General features: G+C 47.7%; 9 protein-coding genes. 2 read left to right on the top strand and 7 right to left on the bottom strand.

From position 1 onward, the window contains the following. Nucleotides 1–72: 72 nt before the first annotated feature. Nucleotides 73–3,102 carry a glycoside hydrolase family 2 TIM barrel-domain containing protein gene (locus tag MJB10_RS08345; protein ID WP_314803403.1) on the bottom strand — a complete coding sequence of 1,010 codons (3,030 nt, stop codon included), beginning with the start codon at nt 3,100–3,102 and terminating at the stop codon, nt 73–75. 125 nt (nt 3,103–3,227) lie between these two features. Here MJB10_RS08345 and MJB10_RS08340 point away from each other — a divergent pair, with 125 nt between their 5' ends. Beyond that, the gene (locus MJB10_RS08340) at nt 3,228–4,058 is read left to right on the top strand and encodes an AraC family transcriptional regulator (protein WP_314803401.1); all 831 of its coding nucleotides are present in this window, start codon (nt 3,228–3,230) and stop codon (nt 4,056–4,058) included. A gap of 371 nt (nt 4,059–4,429) precedes the next feature. On the opposite strand, the gene MJB10_RS08335 is transcribed toward MJB10_RS08340, so the two are convergent. Further along, nucleotides 4,430–5,842 carry an Ig-like domain-containing protein gene (locus MJB10_RS08335; protein ID WP_449591715.1) on the bottom strand — a complete coding sequence of 471 codons (1,413 nt, stop codon included), beginning with the start codon at nt 5,840–5,842 and terminating at the stop codon, nt 4,430–4,432. Nucleotides 5,843–5,882: 40 nt separating this feature from the next. Here MJB10_RS08335 and MJB10_RS08330 point away from each other — a divergent pair, with 40 nt between their 5' ends. Continuing rightward, a complete protein-coding gene (locus MJB10_RS08330) occupies nt 5,883–6,143 on the top strand; it encodes a hypothetical protein (RefSeq protein WP_314803397.1) in 261 nt (86 codons plus the stop codon). 212 nt (nt 6,144–6,355) lie between these two features. Here the strand turns inward: MJB10_RS08330 and MJB10_RS08325 are convergent, their stop codons facing one another. The 5 genes from MJB10_RS08325 to MJB10_RS08305 form a co-directional block, all read right to left on the bottom strand. Then, nucleotides 6,356–6,574, bottom strand: a complete 219-nt coding sequence (locus tag MJB10_RS08325; RefSeq protein WP_314803393.1) for a helix-turn-helix domain-containing protein — start codon at nt 6,572–6,574, stop codon at nt 6,356–6,358. Nucleotides 6,575–6,622: 48 nt separating this feature from the next. Then, on the bottom strand, nt 6,623–8,173 hold the full coding sequence (locus MJB10_RS08320; RefSeq protein WP_314803391.1) for a response regulator transcription factor: 1,551 nt from the start codon (nt 8,171–8,173) through the stop codon (nt 6,623–6,625). A 17-nt stretch (nt 8,174–8,190) separates the two neighbouring features. Continuing rightward, on the bottom strand, nt 8,191–9,939 hold the full coding sequence (locus tag MJB10_RS08315) for a cache domain-containing sensor histidine kinase (protein WP_314803388.1): 1,749 nt from the start codon (nt 9,937–9,939) through the stop codon (nt 8,191–8,193). Between the two features lie 117 nt (nt 9,940–10,056). Next, the gene (locus MJB10_RS08310; RefSeq protein ID WP_314803386.1) at nt 10,057–11,400 is read right to left on the bottom strand and encodes an ABC transporter substrate-binding protein; all 1,344 of its coding nucleotides are present in this window, start codon (nt 11,398–11,400) and stop codon (nt 10,057–10,059) included. A 105-nt stretch (nt 11,401–11,505) separates the two neighbouring features. Continuing rightward, nucleotides 11,506–12,342 (bottom strand): carbohydrate ABC transporter permease, encoded by an 837-nt coding sequence (locus tag MJB10_RS08305; RefSeq protein WP_314805527.1) that lies wholly within the window; start codon nt 12,340–12,342, stop codon nt 11,506–11,508. Nucleotides 12,343–12,357 lie beyond the last annotated feature (15 nt).

The following is a 12,357-nucleotide window of genomic DNA, read 5'->3' as shown; positions in this document are numbered from 1 at the left end:
TATTGTTCGCCGTTAGCTTTATAAGCACGCGCCCTATCAACACCTATTGAAGGGTAGCCCCATCCAGACTGCTTACTCATCTTCCTTAAAAACCGGGGTGATTTCCAGGTTAAATGAAAACGTATCCTCACGCAACTGATAGGTCTCCAGTAGCTGCGGTCCGCAGGAGCCTGAGCCTACACCGCTCATTCTGTAATCCAGATGAATGATCGTCTCCTTACGTTTGACAAGTTGATAATTGTGAGTCGTGTTTGTTAAATCACTAGGCGTGAAATGCGAAGCATGGAAGGAAAATGGGTGTTCTGCTTGAAATCGCAGTCCCATTCCCAATGTGTTCGTGACCGATGACCACGCTGTCCCAAATCGCGATCCGTTCTCCTGAGGCCTGATGTAATCCTCATGCATCCCGTCAACGGTAGTTGTATACTTGCCCTTTCGAACGCTTTGCCGCTTGTCCTGATAACTTTCATGCGGACCGAATCCGTAGTATTCGACCTCTTCCGATCCTTCCGGCATCGTAAGTTGCAAACCGAAACGAGGTAAGAAGGGCAGCCCTTCACGAACCTGAATATTGGCCTTCAATGTAATTTTACCAGTTTCCGTGATCGTCCATTTTGCTTGACCATGAAGAATTGGATAGCGAATGTAGCCACCTAATGAGAAATTCACACTAATTTCAATTTTTCCATCCAGGCTTCTATGCCACTCAGAGTCGTAAACCTTCATCGTTGTCCGATCGAAACCTTCCTCCATCCACGATTTTTTTATATACATATCGTTGTCTGTAGGGGCACGCCAAATGGTGAAGACCGCCGGACGAGTCAAGAGCTGGACGCCATTCCTGGATAACCCAATAAAGGTACCCGCCGTTATATCGAAGGTATGCTCGAAGTCAAACCCTTCTATGCGCAGAACATCTCCTGTTTCGTGCACGTGAATCTTCTCATTGGCACCGATAACCACACTAGCGACTCCCTGAACCTGTACGGGTAAAATAAACTGCTCGAAGCTCAGCTCGTGTCCCTGATCGGCCCACAAGGTTTCCAGCTTGTTTCGGAAGGATAACGTTAGGACAACCTCATGATCCGATGAAGCCGGGAGTAGGTAAGGAATATGGATTTCAGCAGCACTCTGAGCTTGCACATGAAGTTCGCTTAGCCAACCTTGCTCAAGGAGCTCTCCCTGACTTTCGATTTTCCAATATAAAGAAATCTGGGATAAATCTGAAAAATCATAACGATTCATAAGAAGGAATTTTCCCTTCAGCAGATTGATCTCCTTCGTGCGAACAGGTGCAATGACCTGCTTCAGCTCAAGCAACCCGGTATGAGGCTTCCGATCCGGGCTTACAAGTCCGTCGATACAGAAGTTGCCGTCATTGGGAAGATCGCCGAAATCCCCACCATAGGCATAATGAGGAATGCCCTCCTTCGACACGGTTGCAATCCCATGATCACACCATTCCCATACACATCCTCCCATCAAATTGGGATAGCGATGAATCACTTCCCAATAATCATTTAAATCGCCAGGTCCATTCCCCATCGCATGACTGTATTCACATAAGAATAAAGGCTTGCTATTCGATGGCTCCTTCGCATATGACTCCAAATATTCAACTGAAGCATACATACGGCTTTCAATATCCAGGCACTCTACTGGAGCGCTGCTCTTGTAATCAGGTGCAGCTCCTTCATAGTGAATCGGCCTAGACGGATCGCGCCGTTTTATCCATTCTGCCATTGCAATATGATTAGCACCGTAGCCAGACTCATTTCCCAGCGACCACATGATGATGGAAGGATGATTTTTATCCCGCTCGACCATTCGCTCCGCGCGTTCCACAAAAGCGTCTCTCCAGTCCTCACGCTCGGAAAGCTTGTGGAAGGCTCCATTCTCCCAGTTCTCCGCAATCCCGATGCCATGACATTCCAGATCCGCTTCATCAATAACATAAAAACCAAGTTCATCACACAGGTTCAAAAACCTGGGATCATTCGGATAGTGCGCGGTACGCACCGTATTGATATTATGCTTCTTCATCAACAGCAAATCTTGCTTCATATGCTCTAATGGGATGGTTTGTCCCAGAACCGGATGGGAATCATGCCGATTGACACCCTTCAGCTTCACAGCGACACCGTTGATCTGAAATACCCCTTCCTTAATGTCTATGCTTCGGAAGCCCACTTGGAAATACAGAATCTCTTCACCTGCATACAGGTATAATACATAGAGATTCGGCTGCTCAGCGTTCCATAGTAACGGGTTCTCAATTCGTAAATGAAGGATGCCCTTGTCAGACACAGTGCCGGTCCCAATATCAACCATGAGATTGTGAGCGTCACGCAGCTCAGCTTTCACCTCTAAGAGCCCCGTGGCTTCCATAGCAATATGAAGCTCAGCAGACTTACTATCATGGGCAAGCTGCTGCTTGATATGCACATCTCTTAGATGGGCTTTGCTTCTTGCCAGTACATACACATCACGGAAAATGCCTGAATATCTCCACGCATCCTGATCCTCTAGATAAGTACCATCGCACCATTTTAGAACCATTACAGCAATTCGATTGCGTCCTGGTTGAATAAACGAGGTGATATCGAATTCTGCGGGCACACGGCTTCCCTGGCTGTACCCCACATAGCCACCGTTCACCCAAACATAAAAGCACGCATTTACACCTTCGAAAACCACATACTTTTGTTTATCTGACCATCGCTCCGAAATATTGAAATCCCTTACATATAAGCCCGCCGGATTCACATCAGGCACAAAAGGCGGATCACAAGGAATTGGATAATTGACATTCGTATAATGCTGTTGATCGTAGCCATTCACTTGCCAGCAGGATGGAACCAATAGGTTATCCCATGTGCTAACATCCACATCAGGCTGGTAAAACGCCTCGTTTACTTCGTAAACACTTTCCTTGTATTGGAATTTCCACATGCCGTTTAATGTTTGGTAGTACGGAGAGCTTCCCCTACGACCACGCTGAGCTGAGGACAAATCCGCATAGGGGATAAATGAAGCTCTCGCAGGCTGACGATTTTCTTGCAATATGTTGGGGTTTTCCCATAATTTACGCACTGGAATCATTTGGTTATCTCCTTGTTTTTAAAGTTTGGGCTTGTCTTTATTATAGTTGTGCTATACTGGAAGCATATAGAACAAAACGGACATTCACCCAAACAAAAAAGACATATTGAAAGCGAGGCATCGGCTTGCTAACCCTAAGATCTAATCTAATCCTTACATCCCAGGATCTCCCTTTAACTGTTTATACGGTAGGGACGGAGCGACAACCCCCAATAACTCGACTTCATGGCTTTTCAGCCAAACAAGTTCTTCTCACTTTAAATGGACATGGACAGTTCCGCTGCCTAGGAGAGGATAAATGGGACATCCTTGCTCCTGGCTCGCTGTTATTTATTCCGGACTCGTTGCCTCACGAGTATATGCCGCAAGGCACTTCGCCATGGCATGTTGGATATGTTACTTATCTGGAGAAAGAACCCGGGATAAGCACAGGGCTTGGTTACGAGCACGACTGTTTGTACTTCGAGCCTCAAGACACTAAACGGATATATGCCTTAATTGAGAAGATTTGGCAGCACTCCGGACCTGATTATGACCGCTGGGTGACAGCTGAAACCATGTTTGCACTGCTCATGGAAATGAATAGACAAACGCAGCCGAAGCATGTAGATGCACAAAAAAGACCCATCCACTACAGGGATAAGGTCGTAGATCGAGCTACACGTTTTATTCACGATCATTTGCAGAGAGAAATAACGGTAGCAGAGCTTGCCACTTATGTTGGATACTCCACCAAGCAGTTGCTTCGTCTATTTGTTAATGTGTATGGCACAACACCGCTGCAATATTTGCTTAGAGTTCGTATGCAGACAGCAGCCACTTTGCTGGAGCAGCACCCCTCGATGCCCATTCAGGAGGTGGCTGCCCTGGTGGGTATGGAGCCTGTTTATTTCAGCCGCATTTTCAAAAAAATCAATGGGACTAGTCCTTCAGGCTATAGACTTGGTGGGAAATGAAAAAAAGAAATTACTTGCGAAGGCAGCAAACATTAACAAATGTGTCCAAACTCAATGAATCCCTTAAGACGCTCTCGGAAATTCACCGAGAAGGGCTGCGATTCATCCAAAAGCTGGAGCAGCGTCTCCTTGCGTTCGCCCCTGCAGTTATTCTTACTCCATTAAATTTAGACCTAAACATAATACCTCCAATTTACCTTAAGAAAATAGTTATCAATAAGAGTAAATTGCGAGAAAAAGGAAGCTATTTCCTCCCATTGCCCGCGGTCTTGATTATGTTTGTTCCAATTCACCCCAGTAATCTCATCCCCTAATAATCAAATGAACCCGTCTCTTCAAATAGCGGGTTCATTTGCTGTCATTGCTATTGTTTACTTTGTTTTTTTGTCCTTGTCTTTAGATTTGACCATGTCCGGTTCATCATTCCCATTAATATGAATTTCCGGCGAAATAGTCTTCACGCTCTCATTGCCTGCGGCATCAATTGCTACCACAGTCAGCTCGTACTTACCCTTGGCCAGTTCGACTGCCTCGATAATCGTTTCGATGTTGCCAGCACCGATGCCACGACCGATCTCGTTTTGGTTCCAAAATACCTTAATGGTGCTGCCCTCCTCTGCCAAGAAGCGGAGAACCAGCGTACGATCCTTCGTATGGATGGGGTTCGTAGGAGCCATGATCGTCGGAGCCGCAGGCGCGTTCGTGTCCACCTTGATCGTCGGGATAACCACCGGTTCGCTCTCATTTCCTGCCGCGTCCGTTGCAGTCGCAGTCAGCGAGTACACGCCGTCCGCAAGCGTCGGGAGCGTCACGCTCACCGCATTGTCGCCTGCGCCCACCAATGTCGCTACCACTTCCGCCCCATTGCGAACGAGGACAGCCGTGCCTTGCTCCGCTTTCAGCATCACCACGATGCTCGCCGACTTCGTCAGCACTACAGCTGATGGTGATACCACCGTCGGAGCCGCAGGCGCGTTCGTGTCCACCTTGATCGTCGGGATGACCGCCGGTTCACTCTCATTGCCTGCCGCGTCCGTTGCAGTCGCAGTCAGCGAGTACACGCCGTCCGCAAGCGTCGGCAGCGTCACACTCACCGGATTGTCGCCTGCTCCCACCAATGTCGCTACCACTTCCGCCCCATTGCGCACCTTCACAATCGCATGCGACTCAGCCTTGAGCGAGACGACTACCTGCCCAGACTTCGTCAGTACAATACCTGCTGGAGATACAATAACCGGTGCAGCAGGTGGCAGAAGTGGTTTTACAGTAAGCAGGGAAGCTGCGGAGTGCCCACCTTCCTCCGTTGTAACGGTAATTGTCGTTATTCCCACTCCAACGGCTTTAACTTTCCCTGTCAGGGGGTCAACCACAGCGACAGCGGGGTCGCTGCTGCTCCATACGATGGCCGGATTATATGCATCAGCGGGAGTCACCACCGCCTCCAAGACCCGCTCACTGCCCACTGTCAGTTCGAATTCGGTTGGGCTAATCGAAACACCTGTGGTCGGAATCAAGGGATAAGAAAACAAGATATAAGCTCCATTTACACCTTCACGGCTCTCCAGCCCTGCTAATGTTGCATTGGAGGTGCCCACGATTTCCAGACTGATCATCTTATCTCCAAAAGCAAGCTGATCATTCACATAGGGAGTTATAACTACTGATTTCCAACTCCCGGATCCAATACTAAACTTCACTTTGCCTACGATAGGGTTGCCCTGTTGTTGCGGCATGCTCTGGTAGGTTAATCCTCTTTCCGTCCATGCGTCACCCACACCCCAAATGGTGCGGCTGGACTCCGACCTGGCGACGACTGAGAGCGGTATGTCATGGTTGGTATCTCTTGGCAGAGACAGCAGCGGAACGATAACAGGAAGAGCAGTTCGAATGGAAATAGCGGATAATGGACAATTGAAATATTACAGCGGCAACAATGCAATGAAGGCGAAAACTGTTAGCAGTACCGATTATAAGCTTGTTAAAGGATCCTATTACACCTTAGCGGGGATCATCGATTACAATACAGACCAATATACCTTGTCCATGAGTCGCCCAGAACAACGGCAATTGGATCGCTGCCAATGATTCGAATCTGGATGAATTCGGCGGAGTCTACATTACGCAAGGCGGTACTTTACAATATAAGCAACTCACCGTTGACAATCTCAAGCTTAAGAAGCTTCCTTAGAACCAGACCCCTCCAGTCCTGGACATTGCTGGTCCCAAGTTCCAAATGCACCAAGACCAAAGAACCCGTCTCTTCATTGAGCGGGTTCTATTTGAATCATAGGGCTAATTTACTTGAAGTTTTTGAATACAGAGACGGTATTGATGCCGGAAATACCCATCAACTCTTTAAATAGTTTGCAGAAGTAGTCTTCTGCTATACCTGATATCAAAATGGTTTCTTTGTTGAACAAGAAACAAGCCTGCTGGACCCGGCGGGCGCTGACATAAAGGGATATACTGGTGCTGGTTGCCTCGCTGAACAGATGCGAGAGATGGTAGGAAGACATGTGAAGCACACCCTCCGACTTTCACAAGGCAGTATTTTCCTTATTGCTTCAACGATAATCCTTCGGATTGACACCGACATATTTCTTGAATATTTTGGAAAAGTAGGTTCGATCACTGTATCCTAGCTTCAAGCCAATGAGCTCGATATTGTCGCTCTTGGACTTTAGCAAGTGACATGCTACTCTCATCTTGTACTTATGAACATAGTCGGTGAAATTCATGCCAGTCTCCTGCTTGAAATAGCGAGATACGTAGCTCGGGTTCAGGAACAAGTATTCCGCTATATCCACAAGGGAGATGGTCTCGGATAAGTGCTCCGATATATACTGATCGATCAGATGCATCTTCGGCTTCTTATTCGAGCTCTTCAGTTGTACACGATGCATCAGTTCGATCGATTTGTACACTAGCAGCGCTTCAAGGTCGGCCGCAGTCTTCGCATGCAGCAGACAGTGGTGATATTCTTCCTCACTTGGTTCGTCGACGTCCAACTCGAACATCCTGAGCCACTGCGAGCATTTAATCTCCCATGCTATCGGCTCGATCCGGCACTTGGCTGCCGTCTGTCTCATCCGTTCAACTCGTTCCCGAACAAGCAACTCATCTCGTTCCTTGAATGCCTTGAGAAGCAGCTCCCATTCCTCTCCAAGCGCCCCTTGTACATCGATTGAAAAGGTCTTGCCTGAGCTGGGGGCCTCCCCATAAAAGGATGAGTAGGATTGTGCCAGAAGCCGCTTGTACTCGCTTCTCATCTGGTTCATCCCTTCGAACGGCTTTCCGACGACATAGCTGATGTCGAGCTTCAAATATTGCTTAATCCTGATCGTAAGCTCCTCTATGAACTCATGAAAGCCTCTCTGATAATTATGGGATAGATTTGGCTGATAATTCATTACGCAAATAAAGTTCAGTTCCCCGTCTAGAAACGAATGAACCAGCTTCTTGGCTGAAGACAGCTCCTCGGCTATATTACAAATCGCGTACAGCAGGAGCGGAACATCCGCATAGTTGTACTGCTTAGGAAAGCCGGTAAACCGGATATGGCCTGCAGCCATCATGAAGTGAGAATGCGGCCATTCGATGCCAAGGCGCTTCCCATAATCCTGAAGCCCCTGTGCGGAGGATGACTGTATGATCTGCTCGAAGAACCGCTGCTTCAAGAGCTCTTTATTCTTAATCACATCCTGCTTATACGACCACTCTCCCCGTTGCTGCAAGGTCTCCTTGTGCTCGCTCACCGCCTTCTTGAGGCTCTCCCTGAGGGCTTCATCCGTTAAGTCATCTTTAATTAAATAATCAGAGGCATCAAGTTGAACAGCCTTCTTGGCGTAGTGAAAGTCTTCGTGACAGGTCAAGAATATAACTTTCGTCTCCGGCTTAATCCTCCTTACCTCTGCAGCGAGCTCCAGCCCATCCATTCCCGGCATCCCGATATCCGTAAGCAGCAGATCGGGCATCGTCTGCCGAAAAAGATGAAGCGCCCGCTCACCGGAATGAGCAATCCCGACTATCTCCAGCTCCAACTTGTTCCAAGCGAGCCGCTTGCTCATATATTTCAGCATAGGTACGTCATCGTCCACGAGAAGAATCGTGTACATTTCAAAGCCGCCTCCCTTTAATTTTGTGGTAGGGGAATGGTCAAGATCACACTGACACCGCCGTACTCATTGCTGACGAGCTGAATTTCCGCGTCTGAACCATAGGTCATCCGTAATCGTTTCATCACATTCATGATCCCGATTCTTCGATAAGAGCTCTCATCCTCCTGGTCGGTGCCTGCTTTCGCAAGAAGCTCATTAATCTCCAACAACTTGAAGCGCTCACACCCCACACCGTTATCCTTCACGACAATCACCAGCTGCCGCTGCCTTGTGATTTGAGCTCGCACCCAGAGGGAAGGAGTTCTCGTATCCTCTTGAAACCCGTGGACGATCGCATTTTCTACAATAGGCTGAAGCAGCAAACGGGGCAGTTCAAACGCCTCCGTATCCGGTTCGAGCTCAGCAATATAATTGATTTCCAAATCATTGCGAATTTGCATGATATCCACATAATGCTGAAGCAGCTTGCATTCGCTTCGGAGGGTCGACGGCTCATTAAATTTCAGATAGGCACGCAGCAGACTCATCAGTGAATCAATCTTTTGACTATGTTTAATATCGTCCTCTAACACAAGGCTGTATTTGATGGAATTTAAGGTGTTCAGCAGGAAATGCGGACGAATCTGGGAAAATAAGGCTTGCAGCTCTAATACCCGCTTCTGCTCCTGTTCCGTCTCAATATCCGTAATGAGCGTATGAATTTGGTCCAGCATCTGATTCAAGGTTCGGCCTAAGTCCGCAATCTCATCATTGCCCCGCGCCTCGAATCGAAGCTGACGGTTCCCGTCACCGAACTGTCGAACCCCTTGTTGCAGATTCCGAATAGGCCGATGCAGTCTTCGTGCCAAAACAATGGAGATAACGAAGAATAGGAGGAAGAACGGTACAATTAAAATAACAGATACATAGAAGGTTCTGGAAATTTCACCAGTCACGGTGGAATCGTCTGTTTCAAGAACGAGTTTCCAGTCCGCTTTTCCAATGGAAATCTCATTTCGAATGGCATGGCTCCCTGTCGCAGCCGGGGTGTAAGCGATCCGTGGATTCCCTGCAATGAGCCTGCCGTTGGCGTCGAACAAGGCCAAGCTTCCCACCGTTGCTTGCTCGAATAGCTTGGAGAAATAACGTTCAGGCATCGCTATGTAGAGAATTCCTAATAAACTGTAATCAATAGGGTCCCTAATCACTCTCGCAATGAAATAGTCATTTGCAGTAAAACTATCGTTACCAGGCAAGGGACCAAGCCACTGAAGAATTGTGGCACGCTCTGGGTCGACCATTCGTTGTAATAAGGCTGCTTGCGCCTCTACCGTCGACGGATTTCCCCCGGAATAGATATCATTAGCTTGGACGATGAACCCATGCGTATTCACCAAAAACATAAATATATTCGCATTCTGCGTCTTCGCAGAGATGAAGCTAAACCATTCCTTCATCTCCTTGTAGCTCTCATAATCTGTCGAAGAGATAATTCGGGAAATCCCGGCGAAGGAACGAATCTGCTTGATGGCAGCAGGATCTTGTGTGTAAAGATTGGTTGCATAGGTCATATTATCGATCACCTGAGAGATATCTCGGGCCATGACAGAAAGCAGCGCTTCATTACTAATCCCGATTTTCTCCCTGACCGTATCTCTCGTGTTGTAGTAATTAACAAGTGAGGCAGCAAGCGTCGGAAGCAGGATCAGGAACAGGAAGGAAATCTGGATTCGGCGATAGAAGGTAAATTGAACCAGACCTTTGTACTTCGTCATCCATTTCATGTTCAATCAGCCCCGCTCTCTCTGTATACTTCAACCTGTTGCTAACCAATCGTAGCATGTTTCGACAAAACCCGCTATAGACCAAAGGGACGCCAGCAAGGGCGCCCCATCCGTTATTTATTTCGTATTTTGCTTGATGATCTTGTCTGCTTGTTCCGTCATCGATTTCTGTGCATCTTCTGCCGTAGTGTTGTCCAGAATAAACTTGCTGAAGCCATCCTCCATGACCTTCTTCAGCTGGCTTGCATAAGGAACGGCGATGTCGGTAGAAACAGAGGTTTTCACCCGCTTGTCGTACAACGTGCTTTTCAAGGAAGAAAGGTCCACCAGTTCCTTGTTATTCCCATAGAGTCGCTCGAGCAATGCTCCGGAGTCCACCTTTTTCCAACCGGACAGATTCGTTCTTACGGAACTATCTGTGGACATGTATCGGATGAATTCAAACGTTTGCTCTTTGTACTTGGAATTCGCGGCGATACCAAAGTATGTGCCTCCGATATTCGTCAGCCCTTCCGGTGCGTTCTTAGAGGAGCGAGGAACCGGAGCGAACACCGTTTTAAAGTTATGCGGATACGTCTTCCCATCTGCTACGTTAGCAATAAGAAAGCTTCCCGTAAGCAGCATGGCCGTCTTCTCCGTGACGAACTCCGTACGGTAGTTCAGCTTGGCCCCAATAACATCTGCGAAAGGCCTCACACTCTTATCATCCTTCTCCATCGCTCTTCGCAATTCGAAGAATTGCTTAAATGAAGGGTCGTTGAATGCTGGTTTCAAATCCTCTGTCAAATAAGGGCTTTTCTTATCCGTATAGGCAATCGTATTGGCATATTCGCCCCAATTGTGAAAGTATGCCCCATACCTTTTGTTCGGTCCGTCGCCCTTACTAAGCTTCTTCGCATACTCGCGGAAATCATCCCACGTCCAGTCGAAGGAAGGCAGCGGCAAGCCCGATTCCTTCAGCGCCTGTTCATTGATCGCTACAAGCCAATTCGTCGTGGCATTCATCATACCATAATACTTGCCCTTATACTTCGGGTTCACATAGTACTCTTCCTCTGGGTTGACCTTCGCCTTCGTGTAGAACTCATCCAGCGGTGTCAGTACTCCCATCGCCGAACGAGCCATGATCTCCTCAATATTCGGGAAAATCGCTACATCTACCTGCTCGCCGGAGGCCAGCGTTACATCCAGCTTCTTCAGTGTCTCTACAGAGTTGCCCGGAACCAGCGAAATCGACTCTACCTTAATGTTAGGAAACTTCGCTTGGAAGCCTTCGATCAGCTTCTTCGTAACAGCGGCTTCAGCCTCTGTGTCATTGTTATAGTACTTAATTGTGACTGGCTCCTGGACTTTGGGTGCCGATGATTCCGCTACCTTTTTATCAGCAGAACCGGAACCGCAAGCGGTTACAGCAGCAGTAGCCAACAAAATACTAACCAATGTTAATGCGATCTTTTTCATATCCCATTCCCCCTATGAATTATGCTTATCCTCTTACTATATATATTGTATCCTACCATTCTGATGTTGCGATGTGCCATCTCATGCTCGTTTTGTGCCAAATCTTTACCCCTTTACACCACCCAGCGAAATGCCTTTGATGACCTGTTTCTGAAGCAAGATAAATACCAGCAGCAGCGGCAGAATCGCCGAGAGAGAAGCCATCATCAGCACCGCATAGTTATCGGCAAAGTCATTGCGGAACAGCTGAAGACCTAAGGGAATCGGATATAAGTCGCGTTTGATCAAAAAAATCAGCGGGTTCTGGTAATCGTTCCAGGACCAGATGAATTTGATGATTCCCACCGTGGCAAGGATCGGCTTCGACAAGGGCAGCATAATCCCCCAGAAGACTCGCCAGTAGCCGGCTCCGTCGATTTTGGCCGCTTCGATGAAATCATTATGAATCCCCATCATAAACTGCCGCAGGAGGAAGGTAAAATAGATGGAGAACATCCCCATGAAGATCAAGCCACCATGAGTATTGTAAAGCCCGAACCACTTCAGCAGTAAATATCTGGGTACCAAGGTAGCCTCCGATGGAATGATCATGAAGGAGAGCAGCAGACCGAAAGCCAAGTTACGTCCGGTGAATTGCAGCTTCGTGAACGCATAAGCTGCCATAGAAGAAAACAAAAGTGTGGTTAGGGTCATAATTAGGGAAAGCTTGATGGAATTTAGATAGAACAATGTGAAAGGCACCTTACCGAGCCACACCTGCTCGAAGTTACCTAGGAAGTTCCACTTGGTGGGAATCCATTGAATAGGATACACCAGCACCTCGGTTTCGAACTTGGAGGCAGCGGACACCATCCAAATAAGCGGAATTAAGAACAGTAGAGAGAACAAACCGAGAAGGGCTGTTGTCACCAGCTTGGATACACTTAGCTTCGTGGAATTCAGGGTACTCACCTGCCT

Source organism: Paenibacillus sp. MBLB1832, assembly GCF_032271945.1.
Lineage (GTDB): Bacteria > Bacillota > Bacilli > Paenibacillales > NBRC-103111 > Paenibacillus_E > Paenibacillus_E roseopurpureus.
The sequence above is the reverse complement of the archived record's forward strand: the minus strand, read 5'-3'. Positions and strand labels throughout refer to the sequence as shown.